The following is a 22,723-nucleotide window of genomic DNA, read 5'->3' as shown; positions in this document are numbered from 1 at the left end:
CCGACACGCGCAGCTCCGTGCGCCTCGCCCACCCCGGTCGGCGGAGCGGCGCACTAGCCTTCCTCGGGTGACTGACACCCCAGCGCAGCCCGAGACCCCGCCCGCCGGCACCGCCGCCAAGGTCGCCGACCTGGCGGACCGGCACCGCCGCGCCGTCACGGAGCCCGAGAAGACCGCCGCCGAGAAGCAGCACGCGCGCGGCAAGCGCACCGCCCGCGAGCGCATCGAGCAGCTCCTCGACCCGGGTTCGTTCACCGAGCTCGACGCCTTCGTCCGGCACCGCTCGACCAACTTCGGGCTGGACCGCAAGCGCGTCCCCGGGGACGGCGTGGTCGTCGGGCACGGCACGGTCGACGGCCGGCCGGTGGCGGTCTACTCCCAGGACTTCACGGTCTTCGGCGGCAGCCTCGGGGAGGTGCACGGTCAGAAGATCACCAAGGTGATGGACCTGGCGCTGCGCACCGGGATGCCGTTGGTCGGCATCAGCGACGGCGGCGGCGCGCGGATCCAGGAGGGCGTCGCGGGCCTGACCCAGTTCGCGGAGATCTTCCGCCGGAACGTCGCCGCGTCGGGCGTCATCCCGCAGATCAGCCTGATCCTCGGGCCGTCGGCCGGCGGCGCGGTGTACTCCCCCGCGCTGACCGACTTCATCGTGATGGCCGACGGCACGTCGAACATGTTCATCACCGGCCCTGACGTGATCCGGGCCGTCACCGGCGAGGACGTCGGCTTCGAGGAGCTCGGCGGGGCGACCACGCACAACACCCGCTCGGGCGTCGCGCACTACCTGGCGTCCGACGAGGACGACGCGCTGGACTACGTCCGGTCGCTGCTGTCGTACCTGCCGCAGAACAACCTCACCGACGCGCCGGCGTACCCGCACGAGGCCGACCTCGAGGTCACCGCCGAGGACCTCGAGCTCGACGCGCTCGTCCCGGACTCGGACAACCAGCCGTACGACATGCGCACGGTCGTCGAGCACGTGCTGGACGACGGCGACCTGCTCGAGGTGCAGCCGCTGTTCGCGCGCAACGTCCTGGTCGGGTTCGGCCGGGTCGAGGGCCGCCCCGTCGGCATCGTCGCGAACCAGCCGCTCACCATGGCCGGGACGCTCGACATCGACGCCGCCGAGAAGGCCGCGCGGTTCGTGCGGACCTGCGACGCCTTCAACCTGCCGGTGCTCACGTTCGTCGACGTCCCGGGCTTCCTGCCGGGCACGGACCAGGAGTGGAACGGCATCATCCGGCGCGGCGCGAAGCTCATCTACGCGTACGCCGAGGCGACCGTGCCGCTCGTCACCGTCATCACCCGCAAGGCGTACGGTGGCGCGTACATCGTCATGGGCTCCAAGCAGCTGGGCGCCGACGTGAACCTGGCGTGGCCCACGGCGCAGATCGCCGTGATGGGCGCCGGGGGCGCGGTCAACATCCTGCAGCGCGGGGCCCTCAAGCAGGTCGCCGACGCGGGGGGCGACGTCGACGCGGAACGCGCCCGCCTGACGCGCGAGTACGAGGAGGCCATCGTGAACCCCTGGGACGCCGCGGACCGCGGCTACGTGGACGCCGTCATCGCGCCCGCCGAGACCCGGTCCCAGATCGTGCGCGCGCTGCGCGTGCTGCGGACCAAGCGCGCCTCGCTGCCGCCCAAGAAGCACGGGAACATCCCGCTGTGACCGGCGACCCCCAGCTGCCCGGCAGCCACGACCCCGACGACCACGCGGGCCACGAGGGGCACGACGCCCACGACCACGCCGGCGGCGCGCACGGACCCGAGCCGCTGCCCGGGGTCGACACCGACGCCATGCACGGCACGGTCGACGCGCTCGCGGCCGCGCTGCACGAGTACGTCGAGACGGCGGCCGGCGTGCGCGCCGAGTTCGGCGCGGCCGAGGCCGACGAGGACCCGCGCGTCCTGGCCCTGGAGGCCCGGGTCTCCGGCCTGAACGCCCGGCTGTACGACCTGCTCCACGAGAGCCTCGGCATGCACTCCGAGCTGACCGGCATGACGTGGGAGGACGAGAGCCAGCCCGCCGAGCAGCCCGTCGCCGACGAGGACACCGACGAGTTCCACCTCGGCTTCGTCGTCAGCGTGCCCGCCGGGCCGAGCGACCAGTCGATCGACGCCGTGCTCGGCATCATCGACAACGGCGGCGCCGAGATCGTCGAGCGGCTGCTCGACGGCGGCTACACCGTCGAGGGCTGGGGCGCCTCGCGCGGGGCGCCGGTGGCGTTCGACGACGACGCCGACGGCAGCGGCGACGCCGACGGCGGGGACCGCGCGTGACCGCGGACCCGTCCGGCACGGCGCGGGTCGAGCGGGCCGCGCACGTCCAGGTGGTCCGCGGCACCCCGGACGACCTCGAGCTGGCCGCCCTGGTCGCCGGCCTGGTCGCCGCGACGGCACCCGGCGACGACGACGCGCCGGACGACGAGGAGCCGCGCGCGGCTTGGTCCGACCGCGCCCGCACGGTCCCCGGAGCGAGCGCGACGTGGCGCCCGGGCCCCGACGCCTGGCGCGCCAGCCTCCGCTGACGCGCGCTCTCGGCGACCGGCGGACGCCGGGTACGTTGGGGCGGTGAGCACTGCACCCACCACTGACGGCGGGGCGCCCGAGCGTCCCGCGACCCCGATCGACGCGATCGCCGACTCCTACGTCACCACGCTGGCGGCGCTGGACCCGATGGAGGCCACCGCCCTCGGCATCGCGGGCCACGACCACGAGGTGACCGACCTGTCCCCCGCGGGGCACGAGGCCCGCACCGACGCGGCGCGCGCGACGCTGCTCGCGCTCGACGGCCACGCCCCGAGCGACGCCGTCGACGAGGTCACGCTCGCCGCGATGCGCGAGCGCCTCGGCCTGCAGGTCGAGCTGCACGAGGCGGGCGAGACGCTGGCCGACCTCAACGTGATCGCCTCGCCCGTGCAGGGCCTGCGCGACGTCTTCGACATCCAGGACAGCGACGGCCCCGACGCCTGGGCCGCCATCGCCGAGCGCCTCTCCGGCCTGCCGCGCTCCGGCGCGGGCTACGCCGAGTCGCTGCGGCTCGCCGCCTCGCGCGGCCGCGTCCCCGCCGTCCGCCAGGTCCGCGAGGCGCTGGCCCAGGCCGAGGAGCTCGCCGACCCGTCGTCCTCGTTCTTCACGTCGTTCGTCGACGGCCCCGAGGCCCGGGCGGCCATCGCGGCCGGCGGCGGCGACGCCCTGCGCGCCGACCTGCAGCGCGGCGCCGAGGCCGCCCGGCAGACGTACGCCGACCTGGTGACCTTCCTGCGCGACGAGCTCGCCCCGCAGGCGCCCGAGGCCGACGCCGCGGGCCGCGAGCGCTACGCGCTGTGGTCCCGGTACTTCCTCGGCGCCACGGTCGACCTGGACGAGACCTACCAGTGGGGGCTCGAGGAGCTGGCGCGCGTCGTCGACGAGCAGGAGCGCGTCGCCGCCGAGATCGCCGGTCCGGGCGCCACCGTGGAGCAGGCCGTCGCCGCGCTCGACCAGGACCCGGGCCGCCGCCTCGAGGGCACCGCGGCGCTGCAGGAGTGGATGCAGAGCACGTCGGACGCCGCCGTGGCCGCGCTCGACGGCGTGCACTTCTCCATCCCGGACGCCATCCGCACCCTCGAGTGCCGGATCGCCCCGACGCAGAACGGCGGCATCTACTACACCGGCCCCTCGGACGACTTCAGCCGCCCGGGCCGCATGTGGTGGTCCGTGCCGCCGGGCGTCACGACCTTCAACACCTGGCGCGAGAAGACGACCGTCTACCACGAGGGCGTCCCGGGCCACCACCTGCAGGTCGGCCAGGCGGTCTACCAGCGGGCGACCCTGAACTCGTGGCGCCGGCTCGCCTGCTGGGTCTCCGGCCACGGCGAGGGCTGGGCGCTGTACGCGGAGCGGCTGATGGCCGACCTCGGCTTCCTCGACGACCCGGGCGACCGGCTCGGGATGCTCGACGGCCAGCGCATGCGCGCGGCGCGCGTGGTGCTCGACCTGGGCGTGCACCTGGGCCTGCCGGCGCCCGAGCGCTGGGGCGGCGGCACGTGGGACGCCGACAAGGCGTGGGAGTTCCTGCGCGCCAACGTCAACATGCCGGAGCAGTTCATCCGGTTCGAGCTGAACCGCTACCTCGGCTGGCCGGGCCAGGCGCCGTCGTACAAGATCGGCCAGCGCATCTGGGAGCAGGTGCGCGACGACTCCGCCGCCGCCGCCCGCGGCCGCGGCGAGGCGTTCGACCTGCGCGAGTTCCACGCCCGCGCCCTCGGCATGGGCGCGCTGCCGCTCGACGTGCTCAAGGGCGCGCTCGGCTGACCCGCACCCGATGACGAGGACGGCCCCGGACCACGCGGTCCGGGGCCGTCGTCGTGCCAGGGGCGGGCGGTCAGGCCGCCAGCAGCGACGGCCCGTACTTGAGCAGGATCATCGCGAGGAACAGCACGAGCCACGCCGCGGTGACGTACCAGTCGTACCCGGCGGCGACGAACCCGCGCGCCCACGGCCCGGCGCCGCCCGGCAGCCGCAGGTGCCCGTCGCGCACGTTCCACCGGGTCAGACCCGCCCACACCAGCGTGGTGGTCACGGTGATGAGGAGGCACCAGGGGCAGAGCGCGCCGATCACGAAGTACGACTGCAGGAACAGCCAGTACGCGAACAGCAGGGCGATCGTGTAGACCACCTGCGTGCCGAGCATGAACCAGCGCGGGAACCGCACGCCGCCGATGGCCGCGACGGAGATCGTGATGACCACGACCTCGAACGCGATCCCCAGGAACGCGTTCGGGAACCCGAGCAGCTGCGCCTGCCAGGTGCGGGCCACCGTCCCGCAGGAGATGACCGAGCTGATGTCGCACCGGAACGTCGCGTCGGGGTCGGCGGCCAGGTGCCACGCCTCGATCGACAGCACGAACGACGTGTAGAGCCCGATGACGCCGGACACCACCATCTCGATCGCCGTCCGGCGGCGCCAGGCCCGGCGCGGCGGGGAGTCCGGGTCGTCGTCGACGGGGTCGATCGGGTCGGCTGCCGTCTGCGGGCGCGGGCGCACGCCGGCCCGGGCGCTGTCCTCGGTCACGCCGGTCATCGTCGCATCCCCTCCTGGGAGTTCTCCGGACATCATCGGCGCAGGCGACGCCCGGGCGGAGGGGACGTACGTCCCCGGACCGCCCGTAGGCTCGGCGCGTGACGACCCTGGTCCTGGCCTCCGCCTCCCCCGCCCGGCTCGCGACCCTCCGGTCCGCCGGGATCGAGCCGACCGTCGCGGTGTCCGCGGTCGACGAGCCCGCGGTCCTGGCGGCTGCCGGCGACGTCCCGCCCGCCGAGGCGGTGCTGCTGCTCGCCCGGGCGAAGGCCCGTGACGTGGCGCCCGGGCACGCGGGCGCGCTGGTGCTGGGGTGCGACTCGATGCTGGAGATCGACGGCCGGGTGCTGGGCAAGCCCGCCGACGCGGCGGACGCGGCGGACCGCTGGCGCGCGATGCGCGGCCGCAGCGGCCGGCTGCACTCCGGGCACTGGCTGGTCGACCGGCGACCGAGCGCGGAGCCCGCTGAGCCCGCTGAGCCCACAGAGCCCACAGAGGACGGCGCCACGTCGACCACGGTCGTGCACTTCGCCGACGTCACCGACGCCGAGATCGACGCGTACGTCGCGACGGGCGAGCCGCTGTGGGTGGCCGGTGCCTTCACCATCGACGGCCTCGGCGGCCCCTTCGTCACCGGCATCGAGGGCGACCACCACGGCGTCGTCGGCCTGAGCCTCCCGTTGCTGCGCACGCTGCTCGCGGCCCGCGGCGTCCCCATCACCGACCTCTGGACCCGCCTCCCCGCCTGACCCCGGGTCGCACCGGGTGGAGCGTCCTGCCGGACACGCCGGGGCGTGTCGGGCGAAGCTCTCCACCCGACGCCGCAGGGCCCGGCGGGGTGCCCGGGTTTGTCCGCTCCGGACAAGTGCACCCCGCTCGCCGCCGCGTCCGCCGGAACGGGATGGTGGAACCCTCCAAAGGGCGCCGCACCGGTGTGGGCGGTTCCGCAATCTTCGCGGCACGGACCGGCGCGGGCGTGATCGCCGAGGCCCCCCGCGTTACGGTGAGCCGTGCCCCGCATCTCGAAGGTCCTCGTCGCGAACCGCGGCGAGATCGCCGTCCGCATCGCCCGCGCGTGCCGCGACGCCGGCCTCGCCTCCGTCGCCGTCTACGCGGACCCCGACCGCGAGGCGCTGCACGTGCGCGTCGCGGACGAGGCCTACGCCCTGGACGGCGCCCGCGCCGCCGAGACGTACCTGGACATCGCCAAGCTGCTCGACGTGGCCCGCCGGTCCGGCGCCGACGCCGTGCACCCCGGCTACGGGTTCCTCTCCGAGAACGCCGAGTTCGCGCAGGCCGTGATCGACGCCGGCCTGGTCTGGGTCGGCCCGCCGCCCGCGGCGATCCGCGACCTCGGCGACAAGGTCAGCGCCCGGCACATCGCGCAGCGCGCCGGCGCCCCGCTCGTCGCCGGCACCCCCGACCCCGTCTCCGGCGCGGCCGAGGTGCACGCGTTCGTCCGCGAGCACGGGCTGCCCGTCGCCATCAAGGCGGCGTTCGGCGGCGGTGGTCGCGGCCTCAAGGTCGCCCGGACCGAGGACGAGATCGACGAGCTGTACGACTCCGCCGTCCGCGAGGCCGTGGCGGCGTTCGGCCGGGGCGAGTGCTTCGTCGAGCGCTACCTGGACAAGCCGCGGCACGTCGAGACCCAGTGCCTGGCCGACGAGCACGGCACCGTCGTCGTGGTGTCGACCCGCGACTGCTCGCTGCAGCGCCGGCACCAGAAGCTGGTCGAGGAGGCGCCCGCACCGTTCCTCACCGACGCGCAGCGCTCGCAGCTGGTCGACTCGTCGATCGCCATCCTCAAGGAGGCCGGCTACGTCGGCGCCGGCACCTGCGAGTTCCTGGTCGCGGCGGACGGCACGGTGTCGTTCCTCGAGGTGAACACCCGCCTGCAGGTGGAGCACCCGGTCTCCGAGGAGATCAGCGGCATCGACCTGGTGCGCGAGCAGCTGCGGATCGCCGCCGGCGAGCCGCTCGGCTACGACAGCGTCGAGACCCGCGGGCACTCGATCGAGTTCCGCCTCAACGGCGAGGACCCGGCGGCCGGGTTCCTGCCCGCGCCGGGCCGCATCTCCACGCTGCGCTTCCCGGCGGGCCCGGGCGTGCGCGTCGACTCCGGCGTCGTCGAGGGCGACACGGTGTCCGGTGCGTTCGACTCGATGATCGCGAAGCTGATCGTCACGGGCGCCACCCGCACCCAGGCCGTCGAGCGCGCGCGCCGCGCGCTGGCCGAGCTCGAGGTGGCCGGCATCCCGACCGTCGTGCCGTTCCACCGCGCGGTGCTCGAGGCGCCGGCGTTCGTCCCGGCCGACCCGACGCAGCCGTTCACGGTGCACACGCGGTGGATCGAGACCGAGTTCGCCGACACGCTGCCGACGCTCACCGGCACCCCCGCCGGGGCCGTCGCGAACGGGGCCGGCGACGACGAGGACGCCGAGCCGACCCAGCTGGAGCGGGTCGTCGTCGAGGTCGGCGGCAAGCGGCTCGAGGTCGTGCTGCCCGCGGCCCTCGCGCTCCGGGCCGGCCGCGGCCGTCCGGCGGCGGGCCCGCGTCGTGCGGCGCCGCGCCGCTCCGGCGGCCGGCCCGGTGCGGTCGCCGCCTCGGGGAACACCCTGACGTCCCCGATGCAGGGCACGATCGTCAAGGTCGCCGTCGGCGAGGGCGACCAGGTGGCCGAGGGCGACCTGGTCGTCGTCCTCGAGGCGATGAAGATGGAGCAGCCGCTGGTCGCGCACCGCGCGGGCACGGTCGCGTCGCTGTCGGCAGGGGTCGGCGGCATGGTCGCCGCCGGCTCCGCGATCTGCGAGATCGTCGACTGACCGCCGTGCCGGGCAGGCGGCCGCACCACCCGGGCGACGGCTGGGTGGAGTGCCGCTGCGGTCGGCGGCACTGGGGCACCGCCGGGGCCGCGGGGCTGCTGCTCGCGCGCCCCGCCGAGGCCGGACGGCCCGCCGCGGTGGTCCTGCAGCACCGCGCGCTCTGGAGCGACCAGGGCGGCACCTGGGGTCTGCCCGGCGGCGCCCGGCACACCGGGGAGCCGGCCGTCGACGGCGCGCTGCGCGAGTCCGCCGAGGAGGCCGGCATCGACCCGGCGTCGGTCCGGGTCGTCGGCCAGCACGTCCTGGACCACGAGGACTGGTCGTACACGACGGTGCTCGCCGTCGTCGACGGCGCGACCGACCCGCGGCCCACGGACGACGAGAGCCTCGCGATCGCGTGGGTCGCCTTCGACGACGTCGCCACGCTGCCGCTGCTGCCCGCGTTCGCCGACGCGTGGCCGACGCTGCGGGCCGCCCTGCCGCCCGAGGTCGAGGAGCGGTCGGCCTGACGCCGGTGCGGGGTTCGCCCCCGCAGGTCGCCCCGCAATAGGTTGTGCGGATGAGCGTCCCCCAGGCCCCGGTCCCGACGGCGCCGGCACCGGCCGCCGGGCCGCTCCCCCCGGACGCCGGCGTCGCCACGCGCGTCTCCCTGCTGGCGCTGGTCACGGTGCTCACGGTGGACGCCGTGCGCGCCGCCGGGCCGGTGCTGGACCGGGCGTTCGCGGTCGGGACGGTGGTGGTGGCCCTCACGGCGCTCGTGACGTTCGTCGGCGCGGGCCTCCTGGCCGCGCTCGCCCTGCTCGGCACCGGTCGCCGTGCCGCGGGGACCGCCTCCGGCCGCACGGTGCTGGTCGCCGTCGTCGCGCTCGGCGCCGCCCGCCTGGTCACGCAGCTGGTGCACGACGAGGCCCGGTTCGTCGCCGGGCTCGTCACCGCGTCCCTCGCGGTGGCGACGCTCGTGCTCACCGCGACGCTCGTGGCCGGCCGGGCCGGCGGCGGACGGCAGGCGGCCCTCGGGCTGACGCTCGGCATCGGCCTGTCGGCCGCCCTCCAGCTCGCGCTCGGCACGTGGGACCCGCTGTGGCACGGCGGCGCCGTCGGCGCCACGGTCGCGGTGGCACTCGTGCTGCTCACCGTCGCGGTCGCGGTGGTCGCGCGGCGCGAGGACCCCGACGGACGCCCGCGCCGCACCTGGGTGCTCGGCCCCGCGCTGGCCCTGGTGGTCATGGTGCTGGCGAACCCGGCGTTCGCCGCGTCCCAGTCCGGCCTCCCGCTGCTCGTCGCGGGGACGGCCGTCGTGCTCGCGGCCGCTCTCACCGCGTGGCTGCTGCTGGTGCCCCGGCTGATGTCGCGCCCGGTGCGGGCGGTCGCCGCGGTGCTGCTGCCCGTCACGGTGGCGGTCGCGCTGCTGACCTCGGGCGTCGTCGCGCTGGTCGCGCTGGTGCTGGCCGAGGTGGCCACGGGCATCGTCCTCGTCGTCGCGCTGAAGACCCGCCGGCCCGCGCCGCCCGGGGTGCGCCGCACGGCCGTCGCCACCGCCGGCGCCGGCCTCGGGCTCGTCGTCGTGCTGCTGCTCTACCTGCTCGACTACGACGTGCCGCTCGGCGTCGACAACGCCTGGGTGGTGGTGCTCGCGGCGGCGCTGCTCGCGACCGGCGGGCTGCGGCGCCGCAGCCCCGCGGCGCCGTCCGCGGACGACGCCGCGTCGGCCACCGGCGAGCCCGCGCCGCCGCTGCGGGCCAACGCGCTGCGGTTCCTGGTCCTGCCGTCGGTGGCGCTGCTGCTCGTCGGCTGGGCGTCGTGGCTGCTCGGCGCCCCGGCCGCCGCCGTCGACCGGGACCCCGGCGCGTTCGTCGTCGTGGACTGGAACCTGCACTACGGCGTCGCCGCGGACACCGCCGTCGACCTCGAGCAGATCGCCCGCACGATCGAGGCGCAGGGCCCCGACGTCGTCGCGCTGCAGGAGGTGTCCCGCGGCTGGGTCCTGGGCGGCGGCGCCGACATGGCGACCTGGCTCGGGCACCGGCTCGGCATGCACGTGGCGTTCGCGCCGGCCGCGGACCGGCAGTTCGGCAACGTCCTGCTGTCCCGCACCCCGCTGACCGACGTCGAGGTCGTTGCGCTGCCGTACGGCGCGGGCCCGCAGGCGCGCTCGGCGCTGACCGCGCTCGTCGACGGCCCCGACGGCACGCCGCTGCGGGTCACGTCCGTGCACCTGCAGCACCGCGACGCGAACACGGCGACCCGGCTGGACCAGCTCGCCGCGCTCGACGCCGCGCTGCCCGCCGACGGGCCGTCGGTGCTCGCGGGCGACCTCAACGCCGAGCCGGGCTCCCCCGAGCTCGAGTCGCTGGGCGCGACCGGCTGGACCAGCGCGATGGACACCGCCGGCGCCGAGGGCGCGCTCACGCACCCGAGCAACCAGCCGGCCGTGCGGATCGACTGGGTGCTCGGGCGCGGGGTGACGTTCGAGGACGCGCGCGTGCTCGCCGACGACTCCTCCGACCACCTCGCGGTGGTGACCACGGTGCGCGTCGGGGGCTGAGCCCTACTCGGTGTGGTGCAGGACCCGCGCGACCTCGGCGATCGAGCCGGACAGCGACGGGTACACCGTGAACGCGCTGGCCACGTCGTCGACCGTCAGGCTGTGCGAGACCGCCAGGGTGATCGGGAAGATGAGCTCCGACGCCCGCGGCGCCACCACCACGCCGCCGAGCACCGTGCCCGCCGTGGAGTGGGCGAACAGCTTCACGAACCCGTCCCGGACGCCGAGCATCTTGGCGCGCGGGTTCCGGGCCAGCGGCAGCGTGTGCGTGACGTAGTGCGCGCTGCGCTCCTCGAGCGCCTGCTCGCTCAGGCCGACCGTGGCGATCTCCGGCGCCGTGAAGATGTTCGCCGCCACGCCGCGCAGCTTCAGCGGCGCGACCGCGTCACCGAGCGCGTGCGACATCGCGATCCGGCCCTGCATCGCCGCGACCGACGCCAGCGGGAGCACGCCGGTCACGTCGCCCGCCGCGTACACGCCGCGCGCGGAGGTCCGGGACACCCGGTCCACCTCGATGTGCCCGGACGGCGTCGTGCGCACGCCCGACTCGGCCAGGCCGAGGTCCGTGGTGCTCGGGATGGAGCCGACCGCCAGCAGCACGTGCGAGCCGTGGATCTCGCGGCCGTCGGCGAGCGTCACCACGACGCCGTCCTCCGTGCGGCGCGCCGACTGCGCCCGCGAGCGCCCGACCACCTCCATGCCGCGGGTCCGGAACACCTCCTCGAGCATCGTGGCGGCGTCGGCGTCCTCGCCGGGCAGCACCCGGTCGCGGCTCGAGACCAGCACCACCTGCGAGCCGAGCGAGACGTACGCGCCCGCGAACTCGGCGCCGGTCACGCCCGAGCCGACGACGATCAGCCGCTCCGGCAGCTCGGCCAGGTGGTAGAGCTGCGTCCACGTGAGGATGCGCTCGCCGTCCGGCTGGGCGTCCGGCAGCGTGCGGGGGGTCGCGCCGGTCGCGAGCAGGACCACGTCGGCGGACAGCGTCTGCTCGCCCTCGTCACCCGTCACGACGACCCGGTCCGGGCCGTCCAGGCGGCCGTGGCCGATCAGGACCTGCACGCCCTCGCGCTCCAGGCGGGTGTGGATGTCGCGCGACTGGGCGAGCGCGAGCTCCCGCACCCGCTCGTTGACCACGGCCATGTCGATGCTGTGCCGGCGGCGGCGGCCCGTGTCCGTGCCCGGGTCGTCGGTGTCGGCCGGGCCGGCGGGCACGTCGAGGCGGATCCCGAGGTCGGGCGCGCGCTCGGCGATCGTCATCCACTCGGCCGTGGCGATCAGGGTCTTGGACGGGACGACGTCGGTGAGCACCGCGGCGCCGCCGAGGCCCGCGCGCTCCACCACCGTCACGTCGGCGCCGAGGCGGCGGGCCACCAGCGCGGCCTCGTAGCCGCCGGGACCGCCGCCGACGACCACGACGTGCGGCGCGGGGCGGTCGGGCAGGCCGCCGGGGGTGCGGCGGTCGCGGGCGCCGGGGCTGCGGGTCCGGGCGCCGCGGAGGCGGCGGCGTCCGGCGCGGGCGAGGCGTCGGTCGCTGCGGGGTCGGCGGGCGCGGGCGTGGGGGTCGGCTGCGTCACAGGGACCATCTTCCCGTCTCCGGCCGCTCCCGCGACCCCGCCGCGCCCCGCGCGCCGCGGACCGTCGTCGCCGAGATGGCACGTCCCGCCTGCCGCCGGGGGTTCCCGCGCAGGCGGGAGCTGTCATCGCGGCGGACCGGGCGCCCGGAGGGGCCCGCGTCGGGCGGGACCTCCGGGGAGGACCGGCGCGGCTCCCGGCCGGTACGCTCGACTGCTGCGGCGCGCACGTCCCGGCGTGCGGACGCAGCACCGCACCAGCACGCACGAGCACCGCACCAGCCGCGCCCCCAGGAGGAGCATCCCGCATGGCCGACGACGCCCGACTCGACGACCCGACCACCGACCCGCTGGCCGTCGCGGCCGACGCCGCCGCCTACCTCGCGGAGGTGACCGGGGTCGAGCAGCACGACGTCGCGCTGGTGCTCGGCTCCGGCTGGGGCGGCGCCGCCGACCTGCTGGGCGAGACCGTCGCCGAGATCGAGGCGCCCGACGTGCCGGGCTTCGCGGCCCCGGCCGTCGTCGGCCACGTCGGCACCATCCGCTCGATCAGGATCGCGGCGACCGGCAAGCACGCGCTCGTGCTCGGCTCGCGCACCCACCTCTACGAGGGCAAGGGCGTGCGCCGCGTCGTGCACGGCGTCCGCACCGCCGCGGCGGCCGGCTGCTCGACCGTCGTGCTCACCAACGGCTGCGGCGGCCTCAACCCCGCGTGGGCGCCCGGCACCCCGGTGCTGATCCGCGACCACATCAACCTGACGACCGTGTCCCCGCTGGAGGGCGCGACGTTCGTCGACCTCACCGACCTGTACGCCTCGCGCCTGCGCGACGTCGCCCGCGAGGTCGACGGCTCCCTGGACGAGGGCGTGTACGTGCAGTTCCGCGGCCCGCACTACGAGACCCCGGCCGAGGTGAGGATGGCCGGGATCATCGGCGGCGACCTGGTCGGGATGTCGACCACCATCGAGGCGATCGCGGCGCGGCACGTCGGCATGGACGTGCTCGGCATCTCGCTGGTGACCAACCTCGCCGCGGGCGTCGGCGACGAGCCGCTGTCCCACGAGGAGGTCCTCGAGGCCGGCCGCGCCGCCGGCCCGCGGATCAGCCGGCTGCTCGCCGACATCGTCGGGCGCATCTGACGCACCACCGGCGGCCCCCGGGCCGCACCAGCACCACGCAGCGAGGTCGGGGCGGGACGCCCCGGAGGAAGAGGACGAGTCGATGAGCGAGCGCACGGAGCAGGCGGACCGGACCGCGGAGGACGCCTGGCCGGCCCTGGCCGAGCAGGTCCGCACCTGGATCGCCGACGACCCCGACCCGCGCACCGCGGCCGAGCTCACCGAGCTGCTGGACCGCGCGGAGTCGGGCCCGACGTCCGCCGACCCGGACACGACCTCGCTCGAGCAGCAGTACGCCGCCTCGCAGGTGCGCGAGGCGCGCGACGACCTGGCCGACCGGTTCCAGGGCCTGCTGCAGTTCGGCACCGCCGGCCTGCGCGGCGCCGTCGGCGGAGGCCCGCACCGGATGAACCGCGCCGTCGTCATCCGGGCCGCCTCCGGCCTCGGCGCGTACCTGCTCGGCGAGCTCGAGGGCGTCAGCCCGGCGCCGCGCGTCGTCGTCGGGCACGACGCCCGGCACGGCTCGCTCGACTTCGCGCGGGACACCGCCGCCGTGCTGACCGCCGTCGGCATCGACGTGGTCATGCTGCCGCCGTACCTGCCGACGCCGGTGCTCGCGTTCGCGGTGCGGCACCTGGACGCCGACGCCGGCGTCATGGTCACCGCCAGCCACAACCCGCCGCAGGACAACGGCTACAAGGTCTACCTGGGCGGCCGCGTCGTCACCGACTCGGGCCAGGGCGCGCAGATCGTCCCGCCGATGGACGGCGCCATCGCCGCCGAGATCGCGCGCGTGCCGTCCGTCGCCGCGGTGCCCCGCGCCGCGTCCGGCTGGACCAGCGCCGGACCGGAGATCGCCGACGCCTACGTCGCCCAGGTCGGCGAGCTCGCCGTCCTGGACTGGGAGACCCGCCGCGCCCACGGCGACCTGCGCATCGTGCTGACCCCGATGCACGGGGTCGGCGGCGCGACCGCGCAGCGCGTGCTCGCCGAGGCCGGGTTCACCGACGTGCACCTGGTGCTGGAGCAGGCCGAGCCCGACCCCGACTTCCCGACCGTCGCGTTCCCCAACCCGGAGGAGCCCGGCGCGATCGACCTGGCGGTCGCACTCGCCGGGTCCGTCCGGGCGGACCTCGTCATCGCCCTCGACCCCGACGCCGACCGGTGCGCCGCGGCCGTCGTCGACGCCCGGGCCCGGTCCTACCGCGGCACCGAGTCGGCCGCCGCCGAGGGCTGGCGGATGCTGCACGGCGACGAGACCGGCGCGCTGCTGGGCAGCGTCGTCGCGGAGCGGTTCGGCACCGCGGGTGCCGGCGTCGCCGACGACGCCCCGGTGCTCGCCAACTCGATCGTGTCCTCGCGCCTGCTGTCCCGGATCGCCGCGGGCGCCGGGCTGCGGCACGCGCAGACCCTCACCGGGTTCAAGTGGATCTCCCGCGTCGACGGCCTCGTGTTCGGCTACGAGGAGGCGCTCGGCTACTGCGTCGACCCCGGTTTCGTGCGTGACAAGGACGGCATCTCCGCCGCCCTCACGCTCGCCGGCCTCGCCGCCCGGCTCAAGGCCGCCGGCCGCACCCCGGTCGACGTCCTCGACGACCTCGCGCGGCAGCACGGCCTGCACCTGACCGACCAGCTCTCCGCCCGGTTCACCGACCTGTCGCAGATCCCGGAGACGATGCAGCGGCTGCGCGAGCACCCGCCCGTCGTGCTCGCCGGCTCCCCCGTGCTGCAGGTCGTCGACCTGGCCGCGGGCACCGACGCCGACCGGGACGGCCTGCCGCCCACCGACGGCATCCGGCTGCTCACCCAGGACGACACCCGGGTCATCGTGCGGCCCTCCGGCACCGAGCCGAAGGTGAAGTGCTACCTCGAGGTCGTCGTGCCGGTCGAGGAGCACGCGTCGGCGGAGACCGTCGGCGCGGCGCGGACCGCGGCGCGGGAGCGGCTGGACCGGGTGCGTGCGGACGTGGCGGCAGCGCTGGGGCTCTGACTGCCCCGGACGCCCGAGCACGACGACGGCCCGGCACCCTCGCAGGAGGGTGCCGGGCCGTCGTGGTCCGATCCGGGTGCCGGCGGCTCAGTACCCGCCGTCCGCCTCGAACCCGCCGAGCACCGCCGCGGTGCCCGACAGCCCGAGCCGGGTCGCGCCGGCCTCGATCATCGCCAGCGCGTCCGCGGTCGTGCGCACGCCGCCGGACGCCTTGACGCCCAGCCGGCCGCCGACGGTCGCGGCCATGATCTCCACGGCGTGCACGGACGCGCCGCCGGCCGGGTGGAAGCCCGTGGAGGTCTTCACGAAGTCGGCGCCCGCGGCCTCGGCGGCGCGGCAGACCTCGACGATCTCGTGGTCGGTCAGCGCGGCCGACTCGATGATGACCTTGAGCACGGTCGGCGCCGGGGCGGCGGCGCGCACGGCGGCGATGTCGGCCTGCACGGCCTCGAACCGGCCGGCCTTGGCGGCACCGACGTCGATGACCATGTCGACCTCGTCCGCGCCGTCCGCGACGGAGCGCGCGGCCTCGGCGGCCTTGACGTCGCTGTGGTGCTTGCCGGAGGGGAAGCCGCACACGGTGGCGACCTTGAGGCCCTTCGCGTCCAGCGGCAGGAACGACGGGGACACGCAGACCGAGTAGACGCCGAGCTCGACGCCCTCCGCGATCAGCGCCTCGACGTCCGCGACGGTCGCCTCCGGCTTCAGCAGCGTGTGGTCGACGAACTTCGCGAGTCCGGCGGCGTCCAGGGACGTGGTCATGCGCGGTGCCTTCCTGTTCCGTGCGGGGCGTGGCCGGGCAGGATGACCCGGTCGATCAGGTCCTGGCGCTCGTCCTCGTGGACGAACGCGTGGCGGGCGGCGGTCACGGTGACCGTGCGCACGTCGTCGAGCGTCCAGCCGGCCTCGGTGACGAGCTGGTGCAGCTCGCGGCTCAGGCTGGTGCGGGACTGCAGGCGGTTGTCGGTGTTGACGGTCACCGCGAACCCGAGGCGCAGCAGGGTCGTCACCGGGTGCTTCGCGACGGAGACGGCGCCGCCGGTCTGGACGTTGGACGTCGGGCAGACCTCGAGCGCGACCCGCCGGTCCCGCACCCAGTGCGCGAGCCGGCCGAGCCGGTAGCTGGTGCCCGCGGCGGGATCGGGCACCTCGGCGACGTCGTCCATCAGCCGGATGCCGTGGCCGAGGCGCAGCGCCCCGACGTCGACGGCGCCCTCGACGGACTCCGGGCCCGCGGCCTCGCCGGCGTGCACCGTCACGGGGAACCGGGCGGCGCGGAGCTGGGCGAACGCGGCACCGAGGGCGTGCGCCGGGAACCCGTGCTCGGGCCCGGCGATGTCGAAGCCGACGACGCCTCGGTCGCGGTTGGCCAGTGCCAGGGCGGCGATCTCGTCGGCGCGGTCCGACTGGCGCATCGCGCACAGCAGCAGGCCGGTGCGGATCGTGCGGCCCTGCGCGGCGGCGGACGCCTCGCCCTCGGCCAGCCCCTCGCGGACGGCGTCGACGGCGTGCTGCAGCGACAGGCCGCCGGCCTGGTGCAGCTCGGGGGCGAACCGCTCCTCGGCGTACACGACGCCGTCGGCGGCGAGGTCCTCGACGGCCTCGCGCGCCACCCGGCGCAGGGCGTCCGCGGACTGCAGCACGCCCGTGGTGTGCACGAAGGTGTCGAGGTAGGCCTCGAGGCTGCCGCTCTCGGCCCGGTCGTGGAACCAGGCGGCCAGCGCCTCGGGGTCGGTCGCGGGGAGCGCGTGGCCGGTCTGCGCGGCGAGGTCGACGACCGTGGCGGCGCGGACGCCGCCGTCCAGGTGGTCGTGCAGCAGGACCTTGGGCAGCGCGACGATCTGCTCGAAGGTCACGGTCATGGGCCCACCGTAATCGCCGGGCCCCGCGATCCCCGCATCGCGCGACGCCCGGCCGCCCGCCGGGTGGACGGTGGCGACCGACACGCCGACGGCGTGTCCGTCCGGACCGTCCACCCGGTGACGGCGCGGAGCGGCGCGGGACGGTCAGGGGTAGTCGTCCCGGTCGTCGTCGGGGACGGGCGCCGCCTGCTCCGCCACGTCGACCGGGTCGGCCTCGCCGGTCAGGTCGGGTCGCGGCTCGTCGGGGGTGTAGGCGTCGTCGCGCGGGTCCTGCTCGTCGTCCGGCGCGACCTCGGGCAGGTCGGTCAGCGCGGGCTCGACGAGGCCCGCGTCGGTCCAGGTCCGGTCTCCGGGCACGGTGCTCATGGTCGGCTCCCTGTCAGGCGGTGGGACCTGTCCATCGTCCCCCGGTCCCCGCTCGCGCGCCACGTCAGCGGCGGGCCGCCACGTCAGCGGCGGGCCGCCACGTCAGCGGCGGGCCGCCACGGGCAGCAGCGCCCACGCCAGGTGCGTCCAGCTCCCGAGGCCCGGGACCGGGCCGGAGGGCGACCGCAGCGCCGACCGCGGCACGGGCAGCACCGCGCCGGCGCCCGGCTCGTAGACGCGGTAGCCGTCCTCGGTGCGTCCGACCGCCAGCACGACGTGCCGCGGCACCGCGGCGCCGACGCCCCCGGCCAGGTCGCCGCCCGAGTAGAGCGGCACGGGGACGCCGTGGTCGAGGGCCGCGTCCACGCGCGCCAGCAGGTCGTCGACCTCGGCGGTCCGGGTGTCGTCGACGAGCACCGACCGGTACGTCACGCCGGGGAACCGGGCCAGGCGGGCCGCACCCCACGGCGGCGTCCCGAGCGCGCGCGGCCACGGCAGCAGCCCGCCGAGCGCCCGTGCGGTGCTCTGCCGGTGCAGCGCGGCCTGCAGCAGCCCCCAGCGGGCGGCCGCGGCCTGCTCGCCGGTGGCGGACGCGTGCACGGCGCGGCCGTCCGGCGTCCGGAACCACGTGGGCGCGTCGGGGTGGTCGGGCGCGGGCGGGTCGGGCAGGTCCAGCCCGTCGAGCTCCGGCGGGACCGGGCCGTCCGGCAGCCGGCCCGTCACGAGCCACAGCGCGAGCCGGGGGTCGCCGGCGGCGGCGAGCAGCCCGAGGACCGCCGCCCCGCAGGTGGTGCCGTCGACCTGCCTCGCCGCGGCGGAACCCCAGCGCAGCGTCCGGCCGACGCCCACGTCGAGCGGCGCCAGCACCTGGTGGCGCCGCCGGGCGTCCAGGCCGTCGAGCAGCTCCGGCGGCAGCGACCGCGCGGTCGCCGGAGCCGGCCGGGTCCGGGCCGGGGCCGGCTCGGGCGCCGGCGGCACCTGCCTGCCCAGCACGGCGCGCAGCACCGTCGTCAGCTGCCCGCGCCGCCATCCCCGCTGTCCGCCCACGCCAGCCCCGCTCTCGTCGACCCCCATGATCCCCGCGCGCGTCGCGGCGCCGTCCGCGCGGTCAGCGCGCGGCGATGCGGTCCAGGACCAGCGGGGTCGGCTCGACGGCCTGGTTCGCGACCCCGAACCCGTACTCGAGCGCCTCGAGCGCGCGCCCGAACCGCTCGGGGGTGTCCGTGTGCAGGGTCAGCAGCGGCTGGCCCGCGCGCACGGTGTCGCCCGGCTTCGCGTGGATCTCGACGCCGGCACCGGCCTGCACCGGGTCCTCCTTGCGGGCGCGGCCCGCACCGAGGCGCCAGGCCGCGATGCCGACGGCGTACGCGTCGAGCCGGGTCAGCACGCCGTCGGCCGGGGCCAGCACCTGCTCGGTGTGGCGGGCGACCGGGAGCGTCGCGTCGGGGTCGCCGCCCTGCGCCTGGATCATCCGGCGCCAGGCGTCCATGGCCCGACCGTCCTGGAGCGCCGCGCGGACGTCCAGCCCCGGCTTGCCGGCCGCGGCCAGCATCTCCTCCGCCAGCGCGACGGTCAGCTCGACGACGTCGGACGGGCCGCCGCCGGCCAGCACCTCGACGGACTCGCGGACCTCGAGCGCGTTGCCCGCGGTCAGGCCGAGCGGCGTCGACATGTCGGTCAGCAGCGCGACGGTGTTCACACCCGCGTCGGTGCCGAGGTCGACCATCGTGCGGGCGAGCTCGCGGGCGCGGTCCAGGTCCTTCATGAAGGCGCCGGAGCCGACCTTGACGTCGAGCACCAGCGCGCCGGTGCCCTCGGCGATCTTCTTGCTCATGATCGAGGACGCGATCAGCGGGATCGCCTCGACGGTGCCGGTGACGTCGCGCAGTGCGTAGAGCTTGCGGTCGGCCGGCGCGAGGCCCGAGCCGGCCTGGCAGATGACCGCGCCGACGCCGTCGAGCTGCGCCATCATCTCGTCGTTGCTCAGCGCGGCGCGCCAGCCGGGGATCGACTCGAGCTTGTCGAGCGTGCCGCCCGTGTGGCCCAGGCCGCGGCCGGACAGCTGCGGGACCGCCACGTCGAACACGGCGACCAGCGGCGCGAGCGGCAGCGTGATCTTGTCCCCGACGCCGCCGGTGGAGTGCTTGTCCGCGGTCGGGCGGCGCAGGCCGGAGAAGTCCATCCGCTCGCCGGAGGCGATCATCGCGGCGGTCCAGCGGGAGATCTCCGCCCGGTCCATCCCGTTCAGCAGGATCGCCATGTTCAGGGCGCTCATCTGCTCCTCGGCGACGACGCCGCGGGTGTAGGCGTCGACGACCCAGTCGATCTGGGCGTCGCTCAGCCGCTGCTTGTCGCGCTTGGCGACGATGACGTCGACGGCGTCGAACTGCTCGGTGCTCATGACTTCCTCTCGACCAGGTCGGCGGGCCCGAACGCGTCGGGCAGCACCTCGGTCATCGGCTTGATCCCGCTCACCGTGTCGACGAGCAGGTCGGGGCCCCCGTGCTCCCACAGGAGCTGGCGGCAGCGGCCGCACGGCATCAGGGCGTTGCCGTGGGCGTCGACGCACGCGAACGCCACGAGGCGTCCGCCGCCGGACACGTGCAGGCCGGACACGAGCGCGCACTCGGCGCACAGGGTCAGGCCGTACGAGGCGTTCTCGACGTTGCAGCCGGTCACGACGCGGCCGTCGTCCACCAGCGCGGCGACGCCGACGGGGAACTTCGAGTACGGGACGTACGCGCGGTGCATCACCTCGGTGGCGGCGGCCCGCAGGGCGTCCCAGTCGATCGTCGGGGTCTCCGTCATGTCCAGCTCCTTCCGGGGCCGCGGACCGGCCCCACCCACCACGACGGCCGCCGACCCCGCGGGGTCGGCGGCCGGTCGACGGTCACTTGACGTACGCGATGCCCTCCGCGGCGGGTGCGCGCACGCGCCCGACGAGACCCGCGACGGCGAAGATCGTCACGATGTACGGGGTCATCAGCATGATCTGGCTCGGGATCGGCGTCCCGATGATGCCGAGCACCACCTGCAGGTTGTCGGCGAACCCGAACAGCAGGGCCGCGGCGAGCGCACCCTTCGGGCTCCACCGGCCGAGGATCATCGCGGCGAGCGCGATGAAGCCCTTCCCGCCGGTCATCTCCTTGCCGAACGCCAGGCCGTTCGCGACGGTGAAGAACGCACCGCCGAGGCCGGCGATGGCACCGCCGAGGATCGTGTTCCACACCCGGGTGCGGTTGACCTTGATGCCGACGGTGTCGGCGGCCTTCGGGTGCTCGCCCACCGCGCGCAGGCGCAGGCCCCAGCGGCTCTTGAACACGAGCACCTGCAGCACGACCACGACGACGTACATCAGGTACACGAGGATCGTCTGCCGGAACAGCACCGGGCCGATGACCGGGATCTCGGACAGCAGCGGGATCGGCAGCGTGGGCAGGCGCTCGGGCGCGTTGAGGGTGTCGGCGTTCTCCCGCAGCACGGTGGAGAACAGGTACGACGTGATCCCGACGACCAGCACGTTCAGCACGACGCCGACGATGATCTGGTCGACGACGTACTTGATCGCGAACAGCACCAGCAGCACCGAGACGAGCGCACCCGCGATCGGCGCGGCGATCAGGCCGACGTACGCGCTCGAGGTGATCGTGGCGACCACCGCGGCGAGGAACGCGCCGGCGAGCAGCTGGCCCTCGATCGCGATGTTGATGATGCCGGACCGCTCGCTGACCAGGCCGGCGAGGGCGCCGAACACCAGCGGCACCGCGAGGAACAGCGAGCCCTGCAGCAGGCTGGTCAGCGGCAGCGGCTGCTCCTTGCCGGCGACGGCCCACGTGAGCAGCGCGAAGACCAGCGCCACGGCGTACACCGCGGGCAGCCAGACCCCGACCTTGCGGCGGGTGCGGGCGGCCTGGAACGACCAGGCCGCGAGCCCGAGCGCGATGAGGCAGAGCACGATCGCCGTCAGCTTGGACGGGACCGAGAACTCGATGTTCTCCCCGGGCGCGAACATCGTGAACGACGTCCGGCGGCCGGACGCGGGCAGGATGCCGAACAGCAGCAGCGCCACGACGGCGACCGCGCCGTACGCGATCGGCGCCTTGTACGAGATCGGCGGCAGCGGCTTGCCCACGGCGGGGCGGGCCGGGGCGGGGGCGGCGACGGCGCTCACGCGGCGGCCTCCTTGACGACGGGCGCGGCGAGCGGCGGGCTGACCACCGGGGCCGCGGGGGGACGGGAGGCGGAACACCGCGCGCACCAGCGGGGGCGCCGCGATGAACAGCACGACGAGGGACTGCACGACCAGCACGATGTCGATCGGCGTGCCGGTGCGGGCCTGCATCGCGAAGCCGCCGGCACGCAGCGCGCCGAACAGCAGGCCGGCGAAGAACGTCCCGAGCGGCTTGGACCGGCCGAGCAGGGCGACCGTGATCGCGTCGAACCCGAAGCTGGCCGCGATGCCGGCCGTCAGCACCTTCTCCGTGCCGAGCACCTGGGCCGTGCCCGCCATCCCGGCGAGGCCGCCGGCGACGATCATGACCCACAGGTACATGCGGTTGACGTTGATGCCGGCGGTGCGCGCGGCGCTCGGGTTGGACCCGACGGCGCGGAACGCGAAGCCGATCGTCGACCGGTTCATCAGCCACCACACGAACACCGCGGCGAGCACCGCCACCACGAACCCGAGGTGCAGCCGGAACTGCGAGCCGAGCAGCAGCGGGTACAGCGCGTTGTCGGTGACGGGCGGGGACACCGGGTTGTTGCTGCCCTCCCGCTTGAACGCCGACGTGGTCAGCAGGTAGCCGACCAGGTAGATCGCGATGTTGTTCAGCATGATCGTCACGATCACCTCGTTGGCGCCGGTCCGGGCCTTGAGGTAGCCCGCGATGCCGGCCCACAGGCCGCCGCCGATGATGCCGCCGATGATCGCGAGCAGCAGGTGCAGCACCGGCGGGAGGTTCCACGCGAAGCCGATGTACCCGGCGAACACCGCGCCGAGGATGATCTGGCCCTGCGCACCGATGTTGAACATGCCGGCGCGGAAGCCGACGCCCAGGCCGAGCCCGGCCAGGATCAGCGGCACTGACCAGGTCATGGTCTCCGTCAGCGGGCGGACCGCGCGGGCGAACGTCGAGGCACCCGGGTCGAACACGGCACCCTGGAACAGCGCGACGTACGCGCCCCAGACGGCGTCCCACGCGGCGGAGAAGAAGTCCATCGGCCGCGCGAAGAAGTACCCCGCGGCGTCCTGGACGGCGGCGTCGGCCGCGGCGATCAGCACCCCGGAGATGACCAGCGCGAGCACGAGCGCGGCGAGGGTCACCAACCAGTTGCTGGTCAGCATCTCGTGCAGCGCGCCCTGCGCGCGGCTCTCGATGCCG

18 protein-coding genes and 2 pseudogenes are annotated in these 22,723 nt (G+C 75.6%); 10 read left to right on the top strand and 10 right to left on the bottom strand.

Annotated elements, in window-relative coordinates:
- Positions 1–67 precede the first annotated feature (67 nt).
- Genes ACWPWW_RS15930 through ACWPWW_RS15915 form a run of 4 tightly spaced genes read left to right on the top strand, consistent with a single transcriptional unit; the run spans position 68 to position 4,299 of the window.
- Entirely contained in the window at positions 68–1,672 is a 1,605-nt protein-coding gene (locus ACWPWW_RS15930) for an acyl-CoA carboxylase subunit beta (RefSeq protein WP_454051314.1), read from the top strand.
- The gene (locus ACWPWW_RS15925; RefSeq protein WP_454051313.1) at positions 1,669–2,283 is read left to right on the top strand and encodes a hypothetical protein; all 615 of its coding nucleotides are present in this window, start codon (positions 1,669–1,671) and stop codon (positions 2,281–2,283) included. Before ACWPWW_RS15930 ends, ACWPWW_RS15925 begins: the two co-directional genes overlap by 4 nt.
- The gene (locus tag ACWPWW_RS15920) at positions 2,280–2,531 is read left to right on the top strand and encodes an acyl-CoA carboxylase epsilon subunit (RefSeq protein ID WP_454051312.1); all 252 of its coding nucleotides are present in this window, start codon (positions 2,280–2,282) and stop codon (positions 2,529–2,531) included. Before ACWPWW_RS15925 ends, ACWPWW_RS15920 begins: the two co-directional genes overlap by 4 nt.
- A 43-nt stretch (positions 2,532–2,574) precedes the next feature.
- Entirely contained in the window at positions 2,575–4,299 is a 1,725-nt protein-coding gene (locus ACWPWW_RS15915; protein ID WP_454051311.1) for a DUF885 domain-containing protein, read from the top strand.
- A 70-nt stretch (positions 4,300–4,369) separates the two neighbouring features.
- Here the strand turns inward: ACWPWW_RS15915 and ACWPWW_RS15910 are convergent, their stop codons facing one another.
- On the bottom strand, positions 4,370–5,059 hold the full coding sequence (locus ACWPWW_RS15910) for a vitamin K epoxide reductase family protein (protein WP_454051310.1): 690 nt from the start codon (positions 5,057–5,059) through the stop codon (positions 4,370–4,372).
- Between the two features lie 107 nt (positions 5,060–5,166).
- Between ACWPWW_RS15910 and ACWPWW_RS15905 the strand changes: the two genes are divergently transcribed.
- The 4 genes from ACWPWW_RS15905 to ACWPWW_RS15890 all read left to right on the top strand — a co-directional run bounded on the left by ACWPWW_RS15905 (position 5,167) and on the right by ACWPWW_RS15890 (position 10,432).
- Positions 5,167–5,814, top strand: a complete 648-nt coding sequence (locus ACWPWW_RS15905; protein ID WP_454051309.1) for a Maf family protein — start codon at positions 5,167–5,169, stop codon at positions 5,812–5,814.
- A 261-nt stretch (positions 5,815–6,075) separates the two neighbouring features.
- On the top strand, positions 6,076–7,887 hold the full coding sequence (locus tag ACWPWW_RS15900) for an acetyl/propionyl/methylcrotonyl-CoA carboxylase subunit alpha (protein ID WP_454051308.1): 1,812 nt from the start codon (positions 6,076–6,078) through the stop codon (positions 7,885–7,887).
- The gene (locus tag ACWPWW_RS15895; protein ID WP_454051845.1) at positions 7,884–8,396 is read left to right on the top strand and encodes an NUDIX hydrolase; all 513 of its coding nucleotides are present in this window, start codon (positions 7,884–7,886) and stop codon (positions 8,394–8,396) included. Before ACWPWW_RS15900 ends, ACWPWW_RS15895 begins: the two co-directional genes overlap by 4 nt.
- A 50-nt stretch (positions 8,397–8,446) precedes the next feature.
- A complete protein-coding gene (locus ACWPWW_RS15890) occupies positions 8,447–10,432 on the top strand; it encodes an endonuclease/exonuclease/phosphatase family protein (protein WP_454051307.1) in 1,986 nt (661 codons plus the stop codon).
- A gap of 3 nt (positions 10,433–10,435) precedes the next feature.
- On the opposite strand, the gene ACWPWW_RS15885 is transcribed toward ACWPWW_RS15890, so the two are convergent.
- Positions 10,436–11,848 (bottom strand): NAD(P)H-quinone dehydrogenase, encoded by a 1,413-nt coding sequence (locus ACWPWW_RS15885; RefSeq protein WP_454051306.1) that lies wholly within the window; start codon positions 11,846–11,848, stop codon positions 10,436–10,438.
- A gap of 466 nt (positions 11,849–12,314) precedes the next feature.
- On the opposite strand from ACWPWW_RS15885, the gene ACWPWW_RS15880 reads away from it, so the two are divergent.
- Both ACWPWW_RS15880 and ACWPWW_RS15875 read left to right on the top strand, forming a co-directional pair.
- Entirely contained in the window at positions 12,315–13,145 is an 831-nt protein-coding gene (locus ACWPWW_RS15880) for a purine-nucleoside phosphorylase (protein WP_454051305.1), read from the top strand.
- An 82-nt stretch (positions 13,146–13,227) separates the two neighbouring features.
- Positions 13,228–15,114, top strand: a complete 1,887-nt coding sequence (locus tag ACWPWW_RS15875) for a phospho-sugar mutase (protein WP_454051304.1) — start codon at positions 13,228–13,230, stop codon at positions 15,112–15,114.
- Positions 15,115–15,201: 87 nt separating this feature from the next.
- Here ACWPWW_RS15875 and deoC read toward each other — a convergent pair whose 3' ends face one another.
- From deoC to ACWPWW_RS15835, 8 genes and pseudogenes are all read right to left on the bottom strand, one after another.
- On the bottom strand, positions 15,202–15,876 hold the full coding sequence (gene deoC / locus ACWPWW_RS15870; protein WP_454051303.1) for a deoxyribose-phosphate aldolase: 675 nt from the start codon (positions 15,874–15,876) through the stop codon (positions 15,202–15,204).
- The gene (locus ACWPWW_RS15865) at positions 15,873–16,976 is read right to left on the bottom strand and encodes an adenosine deaminase (RefSeq protein ID WP_454051302.1); all 1,104 of its coding nucleotides are present in this window, start codon (positions 16,974–16,976) and stop codon (positions 15,873–15,875) included. Before ACWPWW_RS15865 ends, deoC begins: the two co-directional genes overlap by 4 nt.
- 144 nt (positions 16,977–17,120) lie before the next feature.
- The gene (locus ACWPWW_RS15860; protein WP_454051301.1) at positions 17,121–17,342 is read right to left on the bottom strand and encodes a hypothetical protein; all 222 of its coding nucleotides are present in this window, start codon (positions 17,340–17,342) and stop codon (positions 17,121–17,123) included.
- 102 nt (positions 17,343–17,444) lie between these two features.
- Positions 17,445–18,389 carry a hypothetical protein gene (locus ACWPWW_RS15855; RefSeq protein WP_454051300.1) on the bottom strand — a complete coding sequence of 315 codons (945 nt, stop codon included), beginning with the start codon at positions 18,387–18,389 and terminating at the stop codon, positions 17,445–17,447.
- A gap of 61 nt (positions 18,390–18,450) precedes the next feature.
- Positions 18,451–19,743 carry a thymidine phosphorylase gene (locus ACWPWW_RS15850; protein ID WP_454051299.1) on the bottom strand — a complete coding sequence of 431 codons (1,293 nt, stop codon included), beginning with the start codon at positions 19,741–19,743 and terminating at the stop codon, positions 18,451–18,453.
- Entirely contained in the window at positions 19,740–20,150 is a 411-nt protein-coding gene (locus ACWPWW_RS15845; protein WP_454051298.1) for a cytidine deaminase, read from the bottom strand. The genes ACWPWW_RS15850 and ACWPWW_RS15845 overlap by 4 nt, the downstream gene beginning before the upstream one ends.
- Before the next feature lie 82 nt (positions 20,151–20,232).
- Positions 20,233–21,111 (bottom strand): annotated as a pseudogene (locus ACWPWW_RS15840) (ABC transporter permease); the annotation flags it as partial.
- 420 nt (positions 21,112–21,531) lie between these two features.
- A pseudogene (locus ACWPWW_RS15835) lies at positions 21,532–22,686 on the bottom strand (ABC transporter permease); the annotation flags it as partial.
- Positions 22,687–22,723: the final 37 nt, after the last annotated feature.

Source organism: Cellulomonas sp. Marseille-Q8402 (assembly GCF_965119525.1).
The sequence above is the reverse complement of the archived record's forward strand: the minus strand, read 5'-3'. Positions and strand labels throughout refer to the sequence as shown.